This window comes from Sphingomonas chlorellae (assembly GCF_056485145.1).
On sequence record NZ_JBQXXM010000001.1, the window covers coordinates 124489 to 144608 of the forward strand.

At 70.9% G+C, this 20120-nt stretch carries 24 protein-coding genes; 14 read left to right on the forward strand and 10 right to left on the reverse strand.

What is annotated here, in order from left to right; all coding sequences use genetic code 11:
- Position 1 precedes the first annotated feature (1 nt).
- Together fliE and ACT3CF_RS00630 are read right to left on the reverse strand one after the other, a co-directional pair.
- On the reverse strand, positions 2-364 hold the full coding sequence (gene fliE / locus ACT3CF_RS00625) for a flagellar hook-basal body complex protein FliE (RefSeq protein ID WP_478419783.1): 363 nt from the start codon (positions 362-364) through the stop codon (positions 2-4).
- A complete protein-coding gene (locus ACT3CF_RS00630) occupies positions 361-1674 on the reverse strand; it encodes a sigma-54 interaction domain-containing protein (RefSeq protein WP_478419785.1) in 1314 nt (437 codons plus the stop codon). The genes fliE and ACT3CF_RS00630 overlap by 4 nt, the downstream gene beginning before the upstream one ends.
- Positions 1675-1902: 228 nt before the next feature.
- On the opposite strand from ACT3CF_RS00630, the gene ACT3CF_RS00635 reads away from it, so the two are divergent.
- Positions 1903-2721: a flagellin N-terminal helical domain-containing protein gene (locus ACT3CF_RS00635; RefSeq protein WP_478419786.1), complete on the forward strand. Its 819-nt coding sequence runs from the start codon at positions 1903-1905 to the stop codon at positions 2719-2721.
- Between the two features lie 152 nt (positions 2722-2873).
- Here the strand turns inward: ACT3CF_RS00635 and ACT3CF_RS00640 are convergent, their stop codons facing one another.
- The 8 genes from ACT3CF_RS00640 to ACT3CF_RS00675 all read right to left on the reverse strand — a co-directional run bounded on the left by ACT3CF_RS00640 (position 2874) and on the right by ACT3CF_RS00675 (position 9240).
- Positions 2874-3668 carry a sigma-70 family RNA polymerase sigma factor gene (locus tag ACT3CF_RS00640; protein ID WP_478419787.1) on the reverse strand — a complete coding sequence of 265 codons (795 nt, stop codon included), beginning with the start codon at positions 3666-3668 and terminating at the stop codon, positions 2874-2876.
- Positions 3665-5755, reverse strand: coding sequence for a flagellar biosynthesis protein FlhA (flhA, locus tag ACT3CF_RS00645; RefSeq protein ID WP_478419788.1), 2091 nt, complete (start codon positions 5753-5755; stop codon positions 3665-3667). Before flhA ends, ACT3CF_RS00640 begins: the two co-directional genes overlap by 4 nt.
- Before the next feature lie 4 nt (positions 5756-5759).
- Positions 5760-6695: a lytic transglycosylase domain-containing protein gene (locus ACT3CF_RS00650; protein WP_478419789.1), complete on the reverse strand. Its 936-nt coding sequence runs from the start codon at positions 6693-6695 to the stop codon at positions 5760-5762.
- A gap of 115 nt (positions 6696-6810) precedes the next feature.
- Positions 6811-7143 carry a flagellar protein FlgN gene (locus tag ACT3CF_RS00655; protein ID WP_478419790.1) on the reverse strand — a complete coding sequence of 111 codons (333 nt, stop codon included), beginning with the start codon at positions 7141-7143 and terminating at the stop codon, positions 6811-6813.
- On the reverse strand, positions 7130-7420 hold the full coding sequence (gene flgM, locus ACT3CF_RS00660) for a flagellar biosynthesis anti-sigma factor FlgM (protein WP_478419791.1): 291 nt from the start codon (positions 7418-7420) through the stop codon (positions 7130-7132). Before flgM ends, ACT3CF_RS00655 begins: the two co-directional genes overlap by 14 nt.
- Before the next feature lie 100 nt (positions 7421-7520).
- The gene (locus ACT3CF_RS00665; RefSeq protein ID WP_478419792.1) at positions 7521-8111 is read right to left on the reverse strand and encodes a flagella basal body P-ring formation protein FlgA; all 591 of its coding nucleotides are present in this window, start codon (positions 8109-8111) and stop codon (positions 7521-7523) included.
- Positions 8102-8623, reverse strand: coding sequence for a flagellar motor protein MotB (locus tag ACT3CF_RS00670; protein ID WP_478419793.1), 522 nt, complete (start codon positions 8621-8623; stop codon positions 8102-8104). The genes ACT3CF_RS00665 and ACT3CF_RS00670 overlap by 10 nt, the downstream gene beginning before the upstream one ends.
- The gene (locus ACT3CF_RS00675) at positions 8620-9240 is read right to left on the reverse strand and encodes a MotA/TolQ/ExbB proton channel family protein (protein ID WP_478419794.1); all 621 of its coding nucleotides are present in this window, start codon (positions 9238-9240) and stop codon (positions 8620-8622) included. The genes ACT3CF_RS00670 and ACT3CF_RS00675 overlap by 4 nt, the downstream gene beginning before the upstream one ends.
- Positions 9241-9470: 230 nt before the next feature.
- On the opposite strand from ACT3CF_RS00675, the gene flgB reads away from it, so the two are divergent.
- The 13 genes from flgB to ACT3CF_RS00740 all read left to right on the forward strand — a co-directional run bounded on the left by flgB (position 9471) and on the right by ACT3CF_RS00740 (position 20113).
- A complete protein-coding gene (flgB, locus tag ACT3CF_RS00680) occupies positions 9471-9830 on the forward strand; it encodes a flagellar basal body rod protein FlgB (protein ID WP_478419795.1) in 360 nt (119 codons plus the stop codon).
- A gap of 3 nt (positions 9831-9833) precedes the next feature.
- The gene (flgC, locus tag ACT3CF_RS00685) at positions 9834-10250 is read left to right on the forward strand and encodes a flagellar basal body rod protein FlgC (protein ID WP_478419796.1); all 417 of its coding nucleotides are present in this window, start codon (positions 9834-9836) and stop codon (positions 10248-10250) included.
- Positions 10247-10939, forward strand: a complete 693-nt coding sequence (locus ACT3CF_RS00690; protein ID WP_478419797.1) for a flagellar hook assembly protein FlgD — start codon at positions 10247-10249, stop codon at positions 10937-10939. The genes flgC and ACT3CF_RS00690 overlap by 4 nt, the downstream gene beginning before the upstream one ends.
- A gap of 22 nt (positions 10940-10961) precedes the next feature.
- Positions 10962-12251 (forward strand): flagellar hook protein FlgE, encoded by a 1290-nt coding sequence (gene flgE / locus ACT3CF_RS00695; RefSeq protein WP_478419798.1) that lies wholly within the window; start codon positions 10962-10964, stop codon positions 12249-12251.
- A 20-nt stretch (positions 12252-12271) separates the two neighbouring features.
- Positions 12272-13018: a flagellar basal body rod protein FlgF gene (locus ACT3CF_RS00700; protein WP_478419799.1), complete on the forward strand. Its 747-nt coding sequence runs from the start codon at positions 12272-12274 to the stop codon at positions 13016-13018.
- Between the two features lie 27 nt (positions 13019-13045).
- A complete protein-coding gene (flgG, locus tag ACT3CF_RS00705) occupies positions 13046-13834 on the forward strand; it encodes a flagellar basal-body rod protein FlgG (protein WP_478419800.1) in 789 nt (262 codons plus the stop codon).
- Complete coding sequence (locus ACT3CF_RS00710; RefSeq protein ID WP_478419801.1) at positions 13815-14522, forward strand: flagellar basal body L-ring protein FlgH; 708 nt, start codon at positions 13815-13817, stop codon at positions 14520-14522. The genes flgG and ACT3CF_RS00710 overlap by 20 nt, the downstream gene beginning before the upstream one ends.
- Positions 14523-14536: 14 nt before the next feature.
- A complete protein-coding gene (locus tag ACT3CF_RS00715; protein ID WP_478419802.1) occupies positions 14537-15658 on the forward strand; it encodes a flagellar basal body P-ring protein FlgI in 1122 nt (373 codons plus the stop codon).
- Between the two features lie 2 nt (positions 15659-15660).
- Positions 15661-15993 (forward strand): rod-binding protein, encoded by a 333-nt coding sequence (locus ACT3CF_RS00720; protein ID WP_478421298.1) that lies wholly within the window; start codon positions 15661-15663, stop codon positions 15991-15993.
- A complete protein-coding gene (gene flgK / locus ACT3CF_RS00725) occupies positions 15990-17330 on the forward strand; it encodes a flagellar hook-associated protein FlgK (RefSeq protein WP_478419803.1) in 1341 nt (446 codons plus the stop codon). Before ACT3CF_RS00720 ends, flgK begins: the two co-directional genes overlap by 4 nt.
- 8 nt (positions 17331-17338) lie before the next feature.
- On the forward strand, positions 17339-18223 hold the full coding sequence (locus ACT3CF_RS00730) for a flagellin N-terminal helical domain-containing protein (protein WP_478419804.1): 885 nt from the start codon (positions 17339-17341) through the stop codon (positions 18221-18223).
- A gap of 98 nt (positions 18224-18321) precedes the next feature.
- The gene (gene motA / locus ACT3CF_RS00735; RefSeq protein ID WP_478419805.1) at positions 18322-19185 is read left to right on the forward strand and encodes a flagellar motor stator protein MotA; all 864 of its coding nucleotides are present in this window, start codon (positions 18322-18324) and stop codon (positions 19183-19185) included.
- Between the two features lie 7 nt (positions 19186-19192).
- A complete protein-coding gene (locus ACT3CF_RS00740; RefSeq protein WP_478419806.1) occupies positions 19193-20113 on the forward strand; it encodes a flagellar motor protein MotB in 921 nt (306 codons plus the stop codon).
- The last annotated feature ends 7 nt before the right edge of the window (positions 20114-20120 follow it).

Genomic DNA, 20120 nt, shown 5'->3' on the forward strand with positions numbered 1-20120 from the left:
CTTACACCGGCATCGCCATGATGTCCTTGTATGCGGACAACAGCTTGTTGCGGACCTGCAGCGTCGCCTCGAACCCGACCGAGGCCTGCTGGCGCGCCAGCATCACCTTGGCGATGTCGACGGTCTCGCCGCGCTCATAGGCTTCGGACAGCGCGCTCGCCTGCGCCTGGGCGGCGTTGACCGCGTGAAAGGCGTCGTCGAACACCGCCGAAAAGCCGGCGGCGCTCCCCGGCGCGGGCGCGGCGGCGGGTGCCGCGGCCGCGCCGGCCTGCGCCGCACGGCTCAGCGCGGCGTTGCGTTCGAGGATCTGCTGGCGCAGCGCCAGCACGCGGTCGACGCCCATCGCGCCCTCGATCCCGCTCATGCGCCGATCGCCTGTTGCGGCCGGTCAAGCGCCGCGCCGCGCTCGCGCGCCTTGGCCAGCCGGTAACGCAGCGTGCGCTCCGAAATCCCCAGCCGCCGCGCCGCCTCGATCCGGCTGCCGTTGCATTCGGCCAGCACCGCGCGGATCGCCTGGAACTCGTGCATCTGGACGATATTGCTCAGCCGCGCATCCTCCGGCCCGTCGCCGGAGGCGGGGGCAGGGGCAGGGGCAGGGGCTGGGGCTGGGGCTGGGGCTGGGGCAGGCGCGGGCCGGTCGAACACCAGGTGCCCGGCGTCGATCGCCGCGCCGTCGCCGCACAGCAGCAGCGCGCGCTGGATCACATTCTCCAGCTCGCGGACATTGCCCGGCCAGTCGTGCGCCGCCAGCGCCGCCAGCGCCTCGTGCGTCAGCCAGGGCAGCCGCGCGCGCCCGCCGGCATGGCGCAGCACCAGCGCGGCGGCGAGCGGGGCGATGTCCCCCGGCCGCTCGGCCAGCGCGCGCGTCGTCAGCGGGAACACCGCCAGCCGGTAATACAGGTCGGCGCGGAACCGCCCCGCCGCCACTTCGGCCTGCAGGTCGCGATTGGCGCACGCGATCACGCGCACGTCGACCTTCTCGGCCGCGGTCCCGCCGATCGGCACGACCTCGCGCTCCTGCAACGCGCGCAACAGCTTGGCCTGGAGCGCCAGCGGCATCTCGGCGATCTCGTCGAGCAGCAGCGTGCCGCCGTCGGCCGCGCGGAAAAATCCCTGTCCGCCCGCCGACGCCCCGGTGAACGCGCCCTTCACATGGCCGAACAGCATCGCCTCGAGCATCGTCTCGGGCAGCGCGGCGCAGTTGATCGCGACGAAACCGCGCTCGGCACGCGCCGAATCGAGGTGGATCGCGCGCGCCAGCACTTCCTTGCCCGTCCCCGTCGGGCCGTTGATCAGCACGGTGATGTCCGATGCCGCGACGCGCCCCGCCAGCGCGAGCAGCGCCAGGCTCTCGGGATCGGCCGCGACCGGCTGGCACGGCGCGCGCAGCATCGCGCTGGCATAGGCCGCCGCCATCGCCGTCTCGCCCGCGGCAAAGCCCAGCCGCGCCGGGTTGCCGTCGCGGAACGGCACCGCCTCGCCCGGCCCGTCGCCGTCGCGCGTCGCGATCACCAGCGTCCGCGCGGGCGCGGTCACCGCCTCGCCGGCGCGGACCAGGTACAGGCTGCCCGCCGTGCGATCATCGCCGTCGAGCGCGAATCCCTGCGCGCGCAGCGCCGAAACCAGCGCGTAATCCTGTCGAAGAACGGCCGCGGAAGGAACGATTCGTCGCATGGACTTCCCCTCTGTTGGGGCCATGTCTGCGACATTGTTGGTTAATTCGTCGTAAAATTTCTCAGGATCGCTCCGTTTTGCTCCGGGCGCGTCTACGCGCACGCGCGCGAGGGGCGACGGATATTTTCCGCTTAAGCCGCCGCCGCGCCGGCCGTTCCTTGGCGCGACGGCACCGGGCTCCCGTTCAGGGGGGGCGGGCATGCCGGCACAGGACGGGAGATCGAACCAATGACTGCAATCGCCACCAACACCGCCGCGCTGCGCGCCGCCAATGCCTCGACCCGGGCCGATCACGCGCTCGCGGTCGCATCGCAGCGGCTGTCGACCGGCAAGCGCATCAACAGCGCCAAGGACGACGCCGCCGGCCTCGCCATCGCCTCGACGATGACCGCCTCGATCCGCGGCATGAACCAGGGCATCCGCAACGCCAATGACGGCATCTCGATGGCGCAGACCGCCGAAGGCGCGCTCGACGAGGTCACCAACATGCTCCAGCGCATCCGCGAGCTGTCGGTCCAGTCGGCGTCGGGCACCTATTCGAGCGCCAACCGCACCAACCTCCAGGCCGAGGTCAAGGCGCTCCAGACCCAGATCACCAGCGTGCTCACCAACACCAACTTCAACGGCGTCAACCTGTTCGACGGCACCGCCGGCACCACGGGCTCGGTGAGCATCCAGACCGGCGCGAACAAGACCGACACGGTCACGCTCGATTTCGCCAAGCTCGACCTCACCGCCGCCATCGCGGTCGACATCGGCACCGACACCGCCGCGGGCACCGCGCTCAAGACGATCGACGACGCGCTCACCACGGTGAACACCGCGCGCGCCAAGCTCGGCGCGGGCCAGAGCCAGCTCGAATCGGCGGTGAGCAACCTCACCTCGAACGTCGCCAATCTCAGCGACGCGCGCAGCCGGATCGAGGATACCGACTATTCGGCCGAAACCACCGCGCTCGCCAAGGCCCAGATCCTCAGCCAGGCGTCGACCGCGATGCTCGCCCAGGCGAACCAGAGCCAGCAGAACGTGCTGTCGCTGCTCAAGTAACCGCTCCCGCCGGTCCGGGGTGTCGCCCCCCTGACAGGCACCGCGACCGGTCGCGCGCCGCGCTTTCGTGGGGAAGGTGCGGCGCCGCGAGGCCCCGGGGACCGGATGGTTCCCGGGGCCGAACGCGTTCGCGCCGCCGCCGGCCGCCGCGCTCACCCGCCGGCCCGCGCCAGCGCGCGCCGCAGCCGGGCATGCGCCGCCGCCTTGATCTGGCAGATCCGCGCCGCGCCCACGCCCAGCACCTGGCCGATCTCCTCCAGGTTGAGCTCCTCGACATAATAAAGCTGGATCACCTGCGCCTCGCGCTCGGGCAGCGCGGCGATCGCGGCGATCAGCGCGGCGCGCTGGTCGGCCTCGGCCAGTTGCTCGAACGCATCGGGCGCATCGTCGGCGAACAGCAGCGATTCGTCCGAATATTCGGTGTCGATCGGGTCGAACCGCACCGCCTCGGCGGTGGCATAGTCGCTGCGCAGCCGCTCGACGCTGACGCCCAGCCGCGCCGCGACCGCCGCCTCGTCGGGCGCGCGGCCCGTCGCCGCCGTCAGCGCCTGCACCGCCTGCTGATAGGCGCGCCGTCGCCGCATCGCGCCGCGCGTCAGCGTCGCCTGGCGCCGCAGCTCGTCGATCATCGCGCCGCGCAGCCGCGTCGCCAGATAGGATTCGAACGCCACCGTCCCGCGCGGCTCGAAACTGCGCGCCGCCTCGATCAGCGCGACGAGCCCCACCTGCACCAGGTCGTCGATCTCGACGATCGTGCTCATCGCGCCATGGACGTGCCACGCGATCCGCCGCACCAGCGGCAGGTGGCGGCGCACCAGCGCTTCCTGCGCCGCCTGCGCCTGCGCCGGCCCGCTGCGCGGCTGCGGGCGATAGGTCAGCGGCCCGGCGGCGCCGGCGGCGCCGGTCGCGGGAAAGGCGGGCCTGGGATGCGGATGGGCTGCGGTCATGCGGCAATCGCCTCGGGTGCGCCGATCACGGCGACGACTTCGATGGCCTTGTCCTCGGGCACCTCGAAGAAGCTCATGACGGGCGTGTCGGGAAGAACCGGCCGCACCAGCCGCCGCATCGCCATGCGGATGCCGGGCTGGACGACCAGGGCAAAGGGGCGCGCCTCGGCGATCAGCGGCGCGGCGGCGCGCTGCAACGCGTCGGTGATGCGGCGGCCCAGCTCGGGCTCGATCATCGCGCGCCGCGACGGGTCGCCGCGCAGCGCCTGGCCGAGCAGCGCCTCGAGCTGGCCGTCGAGCGTCATCACGCGCAACGGCTCGCGCACGCCGCACAGCCGCTGGACGATCAGCGCGCCCAGCGCCGGGCGGATCGCCTCGACGATCTCCTCGGCGTCGAGCGTGCGCTGCGCCGCCGCCGCGATCGCCGCGGCGATCCGGCGAAACTCCTTCAACGGCACATTCTCGGCCAGCAGGCTGCGCAGCACCTGCGTCAGCGTCGTCAGCGGCACCGGCTGCGGGCACAGCGCGGCGACCAGCGCGCCGGCATGGTCCTTCAGCCCGTCGAGCAGCGCTTGCACCTCGTCGGGGCCGAGCAGCTCGGCGGCGTGCTGCGTCAAAAGCTGGTTGAGGTGCGTCGCGATCACCGTGCCGGGATCGACCACCAGATAGCCCGCGCCCGTCGCCGCATCGGCGTCGCCCGCGGCGATCCACACCGCGTCGAGGCCGAAGGTCGGGTCCTTCACCGCGCGCCCCGCGATCGGCCCGGCCGCCTGGCCGGTGTCGAGCGCCAGCATCGCGTCGGGCGTGACGCTGTCCTCGCCCACCACCACGCCGCCGATGACGATGCGATAGCAATAGGGCGGCAGGTTGATGTCGTCGCGCACGCGCACCTGCGGCACCACAAAGCCCAGCGCGCGCGACAATTGGCGGCGCACGCCGGTGATCCGCCCCATCAGCGCGCCGCCGCGCCGCTCGTCGGCCAGCGGCACCAGCCCATAGCCGATGTCGATCATCACCTGGATCGCGTCGGTCACCTCGTCCCAGCCGATCCGCGACGGGTCGGCGGCGGTCTCGGGCGCGGGCGGCGCCGCCTCGGCGGCGCGCCGCCGGCCGCGCAGCTTCCACGCCGCCGCGCCCGCCGCGCCCGCGGCGGTCAGGATGATGAGGTGCGGCATCCCCGGCAGCACGCCCAGCAGCGCCAGGATCCCCGCCACCGGCGCCCATGTCCGCTCGCTGCCGAACTGGCTGCCGATCTGTCCCGCCAGGTCGTGCGTCGAATTGACGCGGGTGACGATCGCCGCCGCGGCGATCGACAGCATCAGCGACGGCAACTGCGCGACCAGCGCGTCGCCGATCGCAAGCAGGACATAGGTTTGCGCCGCCTCGCCCACCGCCATCTTGTGACTGACGACGCCCAGGATCAGCCCGCCGACGATGTTGATCGCCAGGATCAGCAGCCCGGCGATCGCGTCGCCCTTCACGAACTTCGACGAACCGTCCATCGCGCCATAGAAATCGGCCTCGGTCGCCACCTCGGCGCGGCGCGCGCGCGCCTCGTCGGGGGCGATCAGCCCGGCATTGAGGTCGGCGTCGATCGCCATCTGCTTGCCGGGCAGCGCGTCGAGCGTGAAGCGCGCGCTCACTTCCGAAACGCGCCCCGCGCCCTTGGTCACCACCACCATGTTGATGACGATCAGGATCGCGAACACGAACAGCCCGACGACATAGTCGCCGCCGATCAGGAAGGTGCCGAACGCCTCGATGACGTGCCCCGCCGCCGCCTCGCCCTCATGGCCGTGGACCAGCACGACGCGCGTCGACGCGACGTTGAGCCCCAGCCGGAACAGCGTCGCGAACAGCAGCACGGTGGGAAAGGCCGAAAAATCCAGCGGCTTCTCGGCGTTGAGCGCCACCATCAGCACCGCCAGGCTGATCGTGATGTTCATGATGAAGAACGCGTCGAGCAGCATCGCGGGCAGCGGCACCACCATCAGCGCGACGAGCAGCAGGATCGCCACCGGCAAGGCGGTGCCGCGCAGCGCGGGGCCGAAGCGGGGGGTAAGCCCCGTCATCGTCGTCGTCGTCATCGCGTCACGCCCCCAGGCTCGCGAGCATCAGATAGGCGAGCCGCGCGGTCTGCGGCGTCGGGCGCAGCGGCGTCGCCGCTTCCCCCGCGGCCCCCGCGGCCCCCGCTGCCCACGTCGCGCCCGCCCCGCCCCCGGTCGCCGTGCCGTCGACGATCGCCGCGGCGCCGCGCCCGGCGCGGAGCTGCGCCAGCGTCGTCGCGATCCAGTGGCGGTCGCCGCCCACCGCGCCGTTGCCCAGCACCACCTCGGCATCGGCCTCGCCCGCTGCGATCCGCTCGGCCGCGCCCATGCCGATCGCGCCGCCCAGCCCGTCGAGACCGTCGGACGCGCGGCCGGTCGCGCCGTTCGCCGCCGCGCCGCGGTCGAGCCGCTCGGCAAAGCGGCGATAGATCGCGCCCAGCGAACGCGCGCTGCCGTCGCGGTCGTAAAACACGTTGCGGTTGGCGCGCGCCGCGGCTGGGAACAGCCCGGCGGCGGCGCGGTCGGGGTCGGCGGTCATCGCCGACAGGAACCGCCGCGCGCCGCCCAGCCCCAGGAAATGCGCGAGATACAGGTCGGTGCCCGTCGCGCTGCGGCCGGTGCCCGTCTCGATCGCCTCGCGATTGTCGGCGGCATGTTCGGCGGCCATCAGCGCGGCGGTGTTCGCGTCGCTGCGCAGCCGCAGGATCGCCGCGCGCGTCCCCGCATCGGCGACGTTCAGCCGCCCGTTGGCGCCGCGCCGGATCGAATCGGCGGCCCAGCCCAGCCCGTGGTCGGCGCCGTGCTGCTTGACGACCGCCAGCCAGCTCTGCTCGACGAACTGGTACAATCCGGTCGCGCTCGACGTCGCGGCGCGCGCATCGGGGCGCATCCCGCTTTCGAGCTGCGCCTGCCCCAGCAGATAGTTGAAATCGATTCCCGTGCGGCGGCTCGCCGCGGCGATCGCCGATCGCGCGTGCATCCTGCCGTCATCGATTGTCGCTGCGTCCATCGCCTGCCGATCCAGTTTGCGGTCGACAGGGGTTCAGCAAGGCACGTGCCAATCGCGCGCGGTCGGCGCGCGCGCCGGCGACGTTTCAGCCGGGATAGCCGCCGGCAAAGGCGCCGCCGGGGGCGCGGGGGGCATAGGCGGCGACGGGCTCGCCGGAAAGAAGTTGCAGGCGGCGGCGAACATTTGCCGCCATCAGGTTGACATAGACGCGCGCGGTCTCGTTCAGCCGCTGCGCCTCGATCGCCAGCGCGCGCAACTCGTCATCGGGGGCGTCGCCGTCGAGCGCGGCGAGCGTGTCGATCGCCGCCAGCTTGGCGCGCGTCGCGGTCTCCAGCGTCGCCACCTCGCCGCTGCGCAGCGCCGCGATCTCGGCATGCAGCGCCTCGATCACCGCGATCATCGCCTCACGCCGCGCCATTGGGGTTCCAGTTCAGCTTCAGCGCGAGCAGCCGATCGGCGATGCGCGCCGGGGTGATCGGGAACTCGCCCTTCTCGATTGCCTTGCGGATCTCGGCGACGCGGTCCGAATCGACCGGCGGCGCCTCGGCGAGCGCACGGCGCAGCCCGACCGCGTCGGTCTCCAGCCGGTCGCCCGGCAGCGCGGCGGTGCCCGGCGACGCCGGCGCGACCGTCCGCACCGGCGCGATGCGCGTCGGCCCCGTCATGCCTGGCCTGTTGCCGATCGGATCCACCATGGCTGCAATCCTTGCCTTGCCCTCGCTCCCGCTAAACGGCCGGTCGCGGCGCGGCTTTAGCGAAAAGGCGAAAAAAGATGCGGCGTCCGCGCGGGCGCCGTCAGTCGCCCCATCCGGGCAGCCGCGCGCGGCCCGCGGCGACCGCGATCGCCTGGATCGGCGGGCGCGTCTCGTCGATCCGCACCGTCAGCCGCGCGCCCGCGGCGGCATCGTTCATCGCCACCCCCTCGCGCGAAACGGCAAAGCCCTCGGCCCCCGCCTCGACCAGCACCGCGTCGCCGCGTCGCACGACGATCGGCGCGGGGGCGGGACGGGCGGCGGGGGCGGGTGCCGTCGCGGGTATCGGCGTGGGTGTGGGCGTGGGCGCCGCCGCGGCCGCCGGGGCGGGGGTCGGTGCGGTGATCGCCACGAACAGCCGCCATTGCGGGTCCGGACAGCGCACCACCACCGCGTCGCGCGCGGCGCTGCGCCATTCGATCGCGGGTGCGGCGCACGCCGCCAGCCGCAGCCGCGGGTCGACCGCCGCGCGCGCGCCGCCCGGCTCGCCCAGCCGGTGCCCGGTAAAGCGCGCCACCGCCGCGTCGATCGCCGCGGTCGACTGGATCGCGGGCGGCGTCTGCGGCGACGGCGCCGCCGCCGCCGCCGCCAGCAGCGTCATCGGGAGGATCGGGATCATCGGGATCATCGGCATCGGCCTTCTCCTTTGCACAACGGGATCGGGGCGCCCGGCGCGGGGGGCGCGGCATAGGCGAGCGTCAGCGTGACCTGCCGGCCGCCGCGCGCGATCGCCAGGTCGATGCGGTCGGCGGGGACCGCGCCGCTCGCGATCAGTCGAGCCGCAACGGCATGACATCGCGCGACGGCCAACAGCATGCCGGGCGCGTTTTTTTGCGGCCGATCGGCCTCTTCCGACTCCCATTCGCCCGTAATCGTCATCCGAACGCGCGGATCGCGCATGCCATTGAGCGCCCATTCGGTCGCCGCGCGCGTGTCGGGCAGCGCCGCCGAACCGGGGGCAAAGCCGCTCACCCGGGCGCTCGCGACCGCCAGCGCGCCGGGGGTGCGCGTACCGCCGAACCCGGCCTGCATCGCCGCCGCAACGCGCGCGGGGTTGCGCATATTCGCTTGAATAAAAACAAGAAATCCGGTGATGAGCAACGCCAGGTCGGCCAGCGTCGTCAGCCAGATCGGCCGCCCGTTCATGCGGCCAGCGCCGCCAGCGGCCGCACCAGCCGCCGCCGCCCCGCCGCCTCGGCCTCGGCCCGCGCGCCCAGCCGCGCCGCCACCGGCCCCGCCACCAGGCTCGCCACCAACGCCCCGTAAAGCGTCGTCAGCAACGCCACCGCCATCGCCCCGCCGATCGCGGCCGGGTCTTGCAAGTCGCGGAAAATCCTCGCCAATCCGATCAGCGTTCCCACCATTCCCATCGCCGGCGCGGCCTCGGCCGCCGCTGCCCAGAACGCCGCCGCCGCCTGTTGCCGCGCCAGCCGCGCGGCGATCGCCGCCTCGACCCGCGCCGCGATCGCCCCGGCATCCTCGCCATCGACCGCCGCCTCGACCCCCAGCCGCACATCGGCATCGGCGATCACCGCCCGGTCGAGCGCGATCACCCCGTGCCGCCGCGCGATCCGCACCAGCCCGGCGAGCTGGTCGAGCAGCGGCTCGGCCGCGAAACCGGGCCGGAACAACCGCGGCAACGCACGGATCGCGCGCCGTGCATCGCCCCACGGTGTCCGCAGCAAGGCGCAGAGCAGCGCGCCGCCGACGACAAGCGCAAAGGCAAGCGGATCCCATAACGAGGCGAACAGGTTCCCGGTCATGCGCGCCGCTTCTGCAAAGCCCGGGCCAATCGCCGCGCGCTCGCGGCCGTGGCGCGGCGGCCGTCCGCCCGGGCGGCAACGCCTTGCCGCATCCCGGCAATCGCTTGCCGTTGACGCGCAATCGCCGCCGTCGACGCCGCTTTTGCGCCATTTGGCACGCCTGTTGCTTCTTTCTCGCCCGAACACAGGCGACGGCCGTCCCCGACGGTCCTCGCACAGGGAGAAGCACGATGGCCCTTGCCGGCGACAGCCTGTTCGGCATCCATGGCACCGCACTGGCGCTGCGCGCGCAGCGCATGGGCGTGCTCGCCTCGAACATCGCCAATGCGTCGACACCCGGCTACAAGGCGCGCGACCTCGATTTCCACGCCGCGCTCGCCCAGGCCGACGCCGCCGGGCTGCCGGGCGATCAGGCGGCTGGCGCGGCGATGCGCTATCGCGTCCCGCTTCAGCCATCGCAGGACGGCAACACGGTCGAACTCTCGACCGAGCAGACCGCCTTTGCCGAGAATGCCGTGGCCTATCAGACCACGCTCGCCTTCCTCAACGGCCGCATCGCGCAGGTCACGCGGGCGCTGCGGGGGGAATAAACGATGGGAAACCAGCCGCTTTCGGTCTTTCAGGTCGCGGGGCGGGCGATGTCGGCCCAGCTCGTGCGGATGAACACCACCGCCTCCAACCTCGCCAATGTCGGCACCGTCGCCTCGAGCGCCGAGGCCGCCTATCGCACGATCAAGCCGGTGTTCCGCACCGCCTATGACGCGGCAAGCGGGATGGCGACGGTCGATGTCGACCGCGTCGTCACCGCGGGCAGCGAGCCCACCCGGCGCTACGATCCGGGCAACCCCATGGCCGATCGCGACGGCAATGTCTGGGAAAGCGCCGTCGATGAAACGCGCGAGCTGGTCGACATGCTCGAGACCGCGCGCAGCTACCAGAACAATGTCGAGGTGATGCAGACGGCGAAGTCGCTGATCGTCGACACCCTCCGTTTGGGACGAAACGCATGACCAGCACCGGCTTCGACACCACATTGAGCAAGCTCGGCATCGCGCGCAGCGGCAACGGCGCGTCGACGGCCAGGGAAGCGGGCGGAACGAACGGCAGCTTTTCGCAGTCGCAATTCCTCACGCTCCTCACCACCCAGCTCAAGAACCAGGATCCGACCGCTCCCGCCGATACGAACCAGCTCGTCTCGCAGATGGCAGAGATCACCAGCGCATCGGGCGTCAGCGAGATGAACGCGACGCTCAAGTCGATCGCGGGTCAGCTCGGCAATACCGGAGCGGCCGATGCACTCGGCTTTGTCGGGCGCACCGTGCTGACCGAAGGAAGCACCGCCTATGCCCGGGCATCGGGCGGAATCGCGGGCGCGGTCGAACTCGACGGCGCAGCAACCAACGTGACCGTCACGATCGAGGCCGAGGACGGCCGCACGCTCAAGACGCTCGACCTCGGTGCCCAGCCCGCCGGGACACTGGCCTATGACTGGGACGGCACCACCGACGGCGGCACGCCCGCAGGGTCGGGACCGTTCAAGGTGCATGTCCGCACGAGCGGAACCAACGCCAGCCCGGCGGCGCGCAGCCTCGTCTGGGCCCCCGTCGCCGCCGTCTCGGTCCCGCCGGGCGGTGCCCCGTTGCTCGACGTGCTCGGCATCGGTCCCGTCCCGGCCAGCGCCGTCCGCAAGATCGGCTGACCCCTTTCAGGAGCTGTACCCCATGTCCTTCTACACCTCGCTCAGCGGCCTCCAGGCGGCGCAGACCGACCTGTCGACGATCTCGCACAACCTCGCCAATGTCGCGACCAACGGCTTCAAGAAAAGCGCGACCCAGTTCGCCGACGTGATCGCGTCGACCTCGTCGTCGAACCCCAACCAGACGGTGGGTTCGGGTACGATCGTCAAGTCGATCCGCCAGTCGTTCGACCAGGGCGGCTTCAAGTCCTCGGCTTCGGCGCTCGATCTTGCGATTTCGGGCGACGGCTTCTTCGTCGTCAAGGGAACGGGCGCCAGCGGCGATATCGCCTATACGCGCAACGGCGGCTTCTCGGTCGACAGCAACCGCTATGTCGTCGATTCGCTCGGCAAGCAGCTTCAGGTCTATCCGGTCGACGGCAGCGGTGCGGTGATTGCCACCGGGATCGATTCGACCGTGCCGCTGCGCCTGCCCGAAACCAGCGGCGCGCCCAAACCGACGGCCAATGTCGCGCTGGGCGTGAACCTGTCGTCGAGCGCGCGCGCACCCGCCAGTTCGGACGCATTCCAGGGCAAGACCTATGCCTTCGATCGGTCGAACCCCAACAGCTACAATTATTCGGCGCAGACGACGATCTATGACGCCGCCGGTACCCCGGCGACGCTCACCAGCTATTTCGTCCGTCAGCCGGCCGATGCGAGCGGCAACAGCGACTGGGCCGTCTATTCGTTCGTCGGCGACCGGCCGCTGGCGGCATCGGGCGGCGCGGCCGGGCCGGTCACCTTGCGTTTCGACGCGAGCGGCAAGCGCATCGCCCCGGCCGCGCCGGTGACGCTCGACGGCTTTGCCCCCGCGGGCGGCGCATCCAACCAGCCGATCACGCTTGATCTCGGCGGCAGCACGCAGACGAGCAACGCCTTCAGCGTCGTCACGCGCAATCAGGACGGCGCCGCGGTCGGCCAGTTCCAGAGCGTCGCGGTGCGCGAGGACGGCGCCGTCACCGCCACCTTCTCCAATGGCGACACGCGCGTGCTGGGCAAGGTGGTGCTCGCGACCTTCGACAATCCGGCGGGGCTGCGCCAGCTCGGCAACAGCAGCTGGGCGGCATCGGGACTGTCGGGCCAGCCCGATCTGGGGCTGCCCGGCGACGGCGGCTATGGCTCGCTGATGTCGGGCGCGATCGAGCAGTCGAACGTCGACATGACCGCCGAGCTCGTCGCGCTGATCGCGGCACAGCGCAATTATCAGGCTAACGCCAAGGCGCTCGATACGCAGAACCAGATCTCGCAGACCATCTTCAACATGCGCAGCTGAGCGCACGAAAGGCGGGGGCCATGGACCGGCTCGTCTACACCACGCTTTCGGGCCTGCGCAGCCAGATGCAGGCGCAGGCCACGATCGCGAACAACATCGCCAACGCCTCGACGATCGGCTTTCGCGCCGATCGGGTGCGGTTCGACCGCGTCGTGCTCGAGGGGCAGGGGCTCGAAACGCGCCAGTTCGCGGCCGAGGAGGTCGACGATCTCGAACGCGCGCCCGGAACGATCGTCCAGACGGGACGTCCGCTCGACATCGCGGTGTCGGGCGACACCTGGATCGCGATCCAGGCCGCCGACGGCAGCGAGGCCTATACGCGGCGCGGCGATCTGAACGTCGCCGCATCGGGGGTGCTTGAGACGGGCGACGGCATGCCGGTGATGGGTGGAAGCGGGCCGATCACCCTGCCGCCGTTCCAATCGGTCGCGATCGCGCCCGACGGAACGGTTTCGATCGTGCCGCCCGGCGGCGACCCCGCCCAGCCGCAGGTGATCGACCGGATCCGGCTGGTCAGCGCGTCGGGAAGCGCGACGAGCAAAGGGCTCGACAACCAGCTCCACGTCCGCGGCGGCGGCGCGTTGCCCGAGGATCTGGACGCGCGGCTCCAATCGGGGGCGCTCGAGCAGTCGAACGTCAATCTGACCCAGGCGCTGGTCGACATGATCGAGAACCAGCGCAGCTACGAGGTGCAGGCCAACCTGCTCAAGGAAGCCCGCACCATGGACGAAGGCGGCGCGTCGATCATGCGCGTGTCGAGCCAGTAACGCCCACAGCAAGGAGAGGCAGCCGCCATGGGATCTTCGGCAATGCACATCGCGCGGACCGGGCTCGACGCCCAGGATACGCGCATGCAGGTGATTTCGAACAACCTCGCCAACGTCAACACGACGGCGTTCAAGCGCGATCGCGCGTCGTTCCAGACGCTGGCCTATCAGGTCGTCACCGCCCCCGGCGCCGCGAGCACGGCCGAAACGCGCTATGCGACCGGGCTCAACCTCGGCACCGGCGTGCGCGTACAGGGAACCAGCCGGATCGAAACGCAGGGCGCGCTCAGCCAGACCGACAATGCGCTTGATCTCGCGGTCGACGGCAACGGCTATTTCCAGGTTCAGCTTCCCAACGGCCAGCTCGGCTACACCCGCGCCGGCAACTTCTCGCGTTCGGCGGAGGGCGCGATCGTCACCGCCGAAGGCTATCCGGTCAGCCCCGGCATCACGATTCCCGAAGGCGCCACCGCGATCACGATCGGCCTCGACGGCACGGTGAGCGCGAAGCTGCAGGGGCAGACCGAGGCGACGACGCTCGGCCAGATCCAGGTCGCCAATTTCCCCAATCCGGCGGGGCTTCAGGCGATGGGCGACAACTACCTCACCGAAACGGCTGCGAGCGGCAGCGCCAGCTTCGGCGCGCCCGGGCAGGACGGGCGCGGCAAGGTGCGCCAGGGCATGCTCGAGGCGTCGAACGTCAACGTCGTCCAGGAGCTGGTCGACATGATCGAGACGCAGCGCGCCTATGAGGTCAATTCCAAGATGATCTCGGCCACCGACGAGATGCTGAAATATGTCAACCAGAACATCTGACCCGCGCGGCGCCGCCGCCACCGCGTGCACGGTCGCGCTGGTGGGCGTGCTCGCCCTCGCGGCCCTTTCCCCGCCGGCGCAGGCACAGGGGCGGCGGCGCGTGGTCGAGGATTTCTCCGCCACGCTCGCCCCGCCCCCGACCGCGCCAGCCGCCGCCAATGGCGCCATCTTCCAGCCCGGCGACGGCTATGCCGCGCTGTACGAGGGGCAGCGCGCGCGCCGCGTGGGCGATCCGCTGACGATCGTGCTCGTCGAACGCACCAGCGCTTCCAAGTCGGCGGGATCCAAGCTCGACAGTTCGGGCGGATTGTCGCTGACGCCGCCGGCATCGGGGCCACTGTCATTCGATGCGGGCGCCGCCAAGCTCAGCGGCGGGCGCAACTTCTCGGGCACGGGGTCGGCCGATCAGGCCAATGCGCTGTCGGGTGAGATCAGCGTGACCGTCGCCGCCGTCTATCCCAACGGCACGATGCTGGTGCAGGGCCAGAAGCGCGTGACGCTCAACCGCGGCGACGAGTTCGTCCAGATCCGCGGCATCGTCCGTCCCGCCGATATCGACGTGCAGAATCGCGTCGCCTCGACGCGCGTCGCCGATGCCCGCATCGCCTATACCGGCAAGGGCGATGTCGCCCGCGCCAGCCGACAGGGCTGGCTCAGCCGATTCTTCCAGATGATCAGCCCGTTTTGACCCGGAGGCCCCCGATGCGCCTGCGTTCCCTTCTCCTTGGCCTGATATGTGCCCTTGCCACCGTGCCGGCGCTCGTCCTCCCCGCGGCGCCCGCGCTGGCGCAGCGGATCAAGGATCTCGGCAGCTTTCAGGGCATCCGCAGCAACCAGCTGACCGGCTATGGCGTCGTTGTCGGGCTTCCGGGCACCGGCGACGACAATCTGGAATATACCGTCCAGTCGATGAAGGGCGTCGCCTCGCGCTTCGGGCTGCAACTGCCGCCCAGTGCGGCGCCGGGGCTCAAGAATGCCGCGGTGGTGATGGTGACGGCCGAACTGCCGCCCTTTGCCAAGCCCGGACAAAAGCTCGACATCACCGTCTCGTCGATGGGCAAGGCCAAGTCGCTGCGCGGCGGCACGCTGATCCTCACGCCGCTGATGGGCGCCGATGGCCAGATCTACGCGATGGCGCAGGGCAATCTCGCGGTCGGCGGTCTCGGCGCCGAGGGGGCCGACGGATCGAAGATCGTCGTCAACACACCCTCGAGCGGCCGGATTCCCGAAGGCGCCACCGTCGAGCGCACCGTCGATACCGGCTTTGACCGGACGCCGGTGCTGACCTTCAATCTCGCCCGCGCCGACTTCACGACCGCGCAGCGCGTCCAGGACGCGATCAACGCCCGCCTCGGAGCGGCGCGGGCGCGGGCGATCGACGGCGTGTCGATCGCGGTGACGGCCCCGCCCGGCGCCGACATCCGCGCCGAAATGATGGCGGAGATCGAGAATCTGCGCGTCGAGCCCGGTGAAGCGGCCGCCCGCGTGATCGTGAACGCGCGCACGGGCACCGTCGTCATCAACGCGGCGGTGCGCGTCAGTCCTGCCGCGGTCACGCACGGCAAACTCACCGTCCGGATCGACGAGATGCAGCGCGTGTCGCAGCCCGCGCCGTTCAGCCGCGGCGAAACCGCGCTCGAACAGCACAGCGCCGTCGACGTTGCCGAGGAGAAACGTCCGATGTTCCTGTTCAATCCCGGCCCGCGGCTGTCCGACGTCGTCAAGGCGGTGAACGCCATCGGGGCATCGCCCGCCGATCTGGTGGCGATCCTAGAGGCGCTCAAGGAAGCCGGCGCGCTCAAGGCCGAACTGGTGGTGCTGTGAGCATGGTCGTTCCGCCCGCGCGCACCGTCGCCCCCGCCGGGGCGACCGCACCCGATCGTTCGCGGCTGGCGACGCACGCCAATCTCGATGCGGCGGTACAGCGGTTCGAGGCGATCTTCACCGGGATGATGCTCAAGTCGATGCGCCAGGCGCGGCTCGCCGACGGGCTGTTCGACAGCCAGGCGCAGCAGCAGTTCCGCGACATGCAGGATCAGCAACTCGCACAGGCGATGGCGGCGCATGCGCCGATCGGCATCGGTCGCGCGATGACCGATTTCCTCGGCCGCAACGCCGCGCTGCCTGCCGATGCGGCGTCGAAGGAGCCTCGGCGATGAGCGACCTGCTTTCGATCGGCGCTTCGGGTGTCCGCGCCTATCAGACGGCGCTCACCACGACGTCGGAGAACATCGCCAATGCCGATGTCGCGGGCTATGCCCGCCGAACGACACGGCTCGACGAGGTGCGCGCCGCCGGGGGCGCGCAGAGCCGCACGATCAACGGCTCGGGCGTCGTCGCGAGTGCGGTGGTGCGCACGGCCGACGCGTTTCGCCAGGACGAGGTGCGACGCACCGGCGCCGATCTGGCCCGGACCGAAGCCGGGATCGGCTGGCTCGAGCGGATCGAGAACAGCCTGTCGGCAAGCGCCGTCGACACGCGGATCGACGCCTTTTTCGCGGCAGCCACACGGCTCGCCGCCGACCCGACTGCCGGCGCCGCCCGCGCGACGCTGCTTGAAACCGCATCCGGCGTGGCCGGCGCCTTTGCGACCGCGCGCGCCGGGCTGGACGCCGCGATGGGCGATCTCGACGCGCAAGCGGAGGCAACGGTGGGTTCGCTCAACGCGCTCACGGCGGCGCTGGCCCGCGTCAATGGCGCCATCGGGCGCAGCAGTGCCGGCACCAGCGGATCGGCGGCACTGCTCGACCAGCGCGACGCGATCCTCGAACAGATGAGCGCGATCAGCGACGTCAACGTGACGCTCGACGCCGCGGGGCGCGCGCAGGTTCGCGCGGGCGGGCCGGGCGGGCCGCTTCTCGTCAGCGGCGATCAGGCGGCAACGCTCACCTATGTCCGCGCCGACGATGGCGGCGCCTCGTTCGCCGTCCATGGCGATGACGGTATCCGCCCGCTGCTCCCGCAGGGGGGCGCACTCGCGGGAATCGCCGACGGGGCGCAGCGGATCGGCGATGCCGCGCGTGCGCTCGACGCGGTCGCGACGCAGTTCGTCGATGCGGTCAACCAGGTCCAGGCCCAGGGGGACGACGCCAACGGAATGCCCGGGCAGCCGATCTTCGCGATCGGCGACCCGCCCGCGCGAATATCGCTCGTGATGGGCAACCCCGCGGCAATCGCGGCTGCCGCACGCGGCGCGGGCGGACGCGACAACAGCAATGCGGTCGCGCTCGCGGCGCTCGGGCGCACAACGGGTGCCGCAGCCGCGATTGCCGATCTGACGACCGGCAACGCCGCGGCGCTGTCGGCGCGGCGAACGCTCGGCGAGGCGCAACGCGCGATGCACGACGGCGCCGTCGGCAGTCGCGATGCCGCCAGTGCGGTCAATACCGATGAAGAGGCGGTCGACCTGCTCCGCTTTCAAAAGGCGTATCAGGCGAGCAGCAAGGTGATCCAGACCGCCCGCGACATCTTCGAAACCCTGCTCAACATCCGGTGAGGAGCGCCATGCGCGTCGCGACTTCGCAGCTTTACGATCGATCGCTGGCGCAAATGACGCGCCTCTATGCCGATGCCGATGCGATCCAGACGTCGATCGGCACCGAAAAGCGCTACGCCGCCCCCTCGGCTTCACCCGCCGCTTACCGCCAGTTGCGCAGTCTGGCGGGCGCGACAGAGGCGGATGGGGCATTCGCTGCCAATATCCGCGCCGCCCAGGCGACGCTCGATGCCGGCGATGCGGCGCTCGGGTCGATCGAGACGCAGCTCCAGCGTGCGCTCGAACTGGCGGCGCAGGCCGCCACCGGCACCCTGTCCGATGCCCAGCGGACGGCGATGGGGAGCGAGCTCGACGCGGTGCTGACGACGATCCTTGGGCTTGCGAACGACAGGGGGCCGGACGGCCAGCCGCTGTTCGGCGGCACCGCCACCGAGCCGCCCTATCGTCGGGCGGCCGATGGCAGCATCGCCTATGTCGGCAGCGCGGGCGCGGCGCAGGTGCCGATCGGCGCCGACGCGCAGATCGAGACGGGCGTTACGGGGAATCGCGCGCTGGGAGATATCTTTGCGGTGCTGGGGACGCTCGCCGCGGCAGTTCGCAGCGGCGGCGACGTCCATGCGGCGGGGAGCGCGGCGCTGGCCGGAATCCAGTCGAGCGTTGCCAGCGTGGCCACCGCGCGCGCGTCGCTCGGCGCGCGATCGGCGCGGCTTGATGTGGAAAGTCAGCGGCTTACCGATGTCGGCGAGGCACGCGAGAGCCAGCGCGCCGCGACCGAGGATACCGACATCGCCGGCGCGACGATCGCGCTGCAGCGCACGCTTACCGTGCTCCAGGCGACGCAGGCGAGCTTTTCGAAGCTGAGCGGGCTGTCGCTGTTCGATTATCTGCGCTGAGCGAACGCACGTTTTTATCCGCAAGTTTGCGCCCGACGGGCCGTTTAACAGCATGGAATGGCCGATTTCGGCCCGGCATCGGGGGGATTTGACGCACCATGTTTCCGCTGATCGGCTTTGTCGTGCTGCTGGCGATGGTGTTCGGGGGATTCGCGATCACCGGCGGCGCGCTGGGGCCGGTGATGGAAGCGATTCCGCACGAGATGCTGATCATCGGCGGGGCCGCCGCAGGCGCATTGATCATTGGAAATTCAGGTACTTCGCTGAAGGCGCTGGCCGCCGGACTCGCGCGCGCGTTCAAGGGGCCGCGCTATCGCAAGCAGGATTATCTCGACACGATCTTCCTCGTTTCGCGGCTGATGAAGATGCTGCGGACCGAAGGCCCGATCGCGCTCGAGAGCCATGTCGAGGCTCCCAATGCCTCGCCGATCTTTGCAGAATACCCCCGATTGGCTGCCGATCCGGCGCTGATCGGGCTGATTACCGACACTTTACGCCTCGTTGTGGTCTCTTCGGGGACCCTCGATGTCCATGCGGTCGAGGAGGTGATGGACAATGCGATCCGCACCCATCACCACGCCGCGCAGGCCCCGCAGGCGACGCTCCAGGGGCTCGCCGACGCGCTGCCCGCGCTCGGCATCGTCGCCGCGGTGCTGGGCGTGGTCAAGACGATGGGGTCGATCGACAAGCCCCCGGCGATCCTGGGCGCGATGATCGGATCGGCGCTGGTCGGCACCTTCATGGGCGTGCTGCTCGCCTATGGCATCGTCGCCCCGCTCGCCAGCCGGCTGCAGCAGGTGATCGACGCCGATGCCGCGATCTACACCATGGTCAAGCAGATCATCATCGCCTCGCTCCACGGCCATCCGCAGCCGCTGGTGATCGAGGCGGCGCGATCGGGAATCGCGCACGAGAACCAGCCGGGCTTTGCCCAGGTGTTCGACGGCCTGCGCGGACGCTGACCCGACCATGGCCGCCGCCCGCGCTCCGCACGGTTCGAACCAGCCGCCGCGCATCATCGTCAAGAAGGTCTATGTCGAGGCGCATGCCGCGCACCATGGCGGCGCGTGGAAAGTCGCCTATGCCGACTTCGTCACCGCGATGATGGCGTTTTTCCTGCTGATGTGGCTGCTGGGCGCGACGACCGAGAAACAGCGCAAGGCGCTCGCCGACTATTTCGCGCCAACGCTGGTCGAGCTGCGCCAGAACAGCGCCGGATCGAACGGACTGTTCGGCGGCGAGGCGATCAACCAGCGCGACCATTATCCCAGCAAGGCGTCGCAGACGGGCACCAAGTCGCTGACCGTTCCCGTCGGCGGCGCGGGCGGCAACGAGGTCGGCACCGGGCAGAAAGGCACGCTGAAGGACCAGCGCGCGCTGACCGCGCAGGACCAGAAGAATTTCGACGCCACCGCGCGGCGCATCCAGGCGCGGATGCGCGCCACCCCCGCGCTCGCCGGGCTGGCGCGGCACGTCCGCTTCGTCCCGACGCGCGACGGGATGCGCATCGACCTGCTCGACGACGCCAATTACTCGATGTTCGACCTGGGAACGACCGCACTCGTCCCCGCCGCGAGCACGCTGATCGGCACGATCGCCGAATCGATCCGCGGGCTGGAGAACCCGATCATGATCCGCGGCCATACCGACAGCCTGGGCTATGGCGACCCGCGCGCGATGAACAACTGGATGCTGTCGAGCGGGCGTGCCGAAGCCACGCGCCGCCGGCTGGCGAGCGGCGGCGTGGCGGAAGCGCGGTTCGAGCGGATCGAGGGCGTCGCCGATCGCGAACCGCTGATCGTCGACACCCCCGCCGACCCGCGCAACCGCCGCGTGGCGATCACGCTGCTCTATCGCCGGATCATGGACCAGCCGGCACGGGCGCGCTGACGCCGCC

Excerpts from the sequence above, each read along its gene's own strand:
- fliE (WP_478419783.1), bottom strand. The coding sequence starts at position 364 with ATGAGCGGGATCGAGGGCGCGATGGGCGTCGACCGCGTGCTGGCGCTG.
- ACT3CF_RS00630 (WP_478419785.1), bottom strand. The coding sequence starts at position 1,674 with ATGCGACGAATCGTTCCTTCCGCGGCCGTTCTTCGACAGGATTACGCG.
- ACT3CF_RS00635 (WP_478419786.1), top strand. The coding sequence starts at position 1,903 with ATGACTGCAATCGCCACCAACACCGCCGCGCTGCGCGCCGCCAATGCC.
- ACT3CF_RS00640 (WP_478419787.1), bottom strand. The coding sequence starts at position 3,668 with ATGACCGCAGCCCATCCGCATCCCAGGCCCGCCTTTCCCGCGACCGGC.
- flhA (WP_478419788.1), bottom strand. The coding sequence starts at position 5,755 with ATGACGACGACGACGATGACGGGGCTTACCCCCCGCTTCGGCCCCGCG.
- ACT3CF_RS00650 (WP_478419789.1), bottom strand. The coding sequence starts at position 6,695 with ATGCACGCGCGATCGGCGATCGCCGCGGCGAGCCGCCGCACGGGAATC.
- ACT3CF_RS00655 (WP_478419790.1), bottom strand. The coding sequence starts at position 7,143 with ATGGCGCGGCGTGAGGCGATGATCGCGGTGATCGAGGCGCTGCATGCC.
- flgM (WP_478419791.1), bottom strand. The coding sequence starts at position 7,420 with ATGGTGGATCCGATCGGCAACAGGCCAGGCATGACGGGGCCGACGCGC.
- ACT3CF_RS00665 (WP_478419792.1), bottom strand. The coding sequence starts at position 8,111 with ATGCCGATGATCCCGATGATCCCGATCCTCCCGATGACGCTGCTGGCG.
- ACT3CF_RS00670 (WP_478419793.1), bottom strand. The coding sequence starts at position 8,623 with ATGAACGGGCGGCCGATCTGGCTGACGACGCTGGCCGACCTGGCGTTG.
- ACT3CF_RS00675 (WP_478419794.1), bottom strand. The coding sequence starts at position 9,240 with ATGACCGGGAACCTGTTCGCCTCGTTATGGGATCCGCTTGCCTTTGCG.
- flgB (WP_478419795.1), top strand. The coding sequence starts at position 9,471 with ATGGCCCTTGCCGGCGACAGCCTGTTCGGCATCCATGGCACCGCACTG.
- flgC (WP_478419796.1), top strand. The coding sequence starts at position 9,834 with ATGGGAAACCAGCCGCTTTCGGTCTTTCAGGTCGCGGGGCGGGCGATG.
- ACT3CF_RS00690 (WP_478419797.1), top strand. The coding sequence starts at position 10,247 with ATGACCAGCACCGGCTTCGACACCACATTGAGCAAGCTCGGCATCGCG.
- flgE (WP_478419798.1), top strand. The coding sequence starts at position 10,962 with ATGTCCTTCTACACCTCGCTCAGCGGCCTCCAGGCGGCGCAGACCGAC.
- ACT3CF_RS00700 (WP_478419799.1), top strand. The coding sequence starts at position 12,272 with ATGGACCGGCTCGTCTACACCACGCTTTCGGGCCTGCGCAGCCAGATG.
- flgG (WP_478419800.1), top strand. The coding sequence starts at position 13,046 with ATGGGATCTTCGGCAATGCACATCGCGCGGACCGGGCTCGACGCCCAG.
- ACT3CF_RS00710 (WP_478419801.1), top strand. The coding sequence starts at position 13,815 with ATGTCAACCAGAACATCTGACCCGCGCGGCGCCGCCGCCACCGCGTGC.
- ACT3CF_RS00715 (WP_478419802.1), top strand. The coding sequence starts at position 14,537 with ATGCGCCTGCGTTCCCTTCTCCTTGGCCTGATATGTGCCCTTGCCACC.
- ACT3CF_RS00720 (WP_478421298.1), top strand. The coding sequence starts at position 15,661 with ATGGTCGTTCCGCCCGCGCGCACCGTCGCCCCCGCCGGGGCGACCGCA.
- flgK (WP_478419803.1), top strand. The coding sequence starts at position 15,990 with ATGAGCGACCTGCTTTCGATCGGCGCTTCGGGTGTCCGCGCCTATCAG.
- ACT3CF_RS00730 (WP_478419804.1), top strand. The coding sequence starts at position 17,339 with ATGCGCGTCGCGACTTCGCAGCTTTACGATCGATCGCTGGCGCAAATG.
- motA (WP_478419805.1), top strand. The coding sequence starts at position 18,322 with ATGTTTCCGCTGATCGGCTTTGTCGTGCTGCTGGCGATGGTGTTCGGG.
- ACT3CF_RS00740 (WP_478419806.1), top strand. The coding sequence starts at position 19,193 with ATGGCCGCCGCCCGCGCTCCGCACGGTTCGAACCAGCCGCCGCGCATC.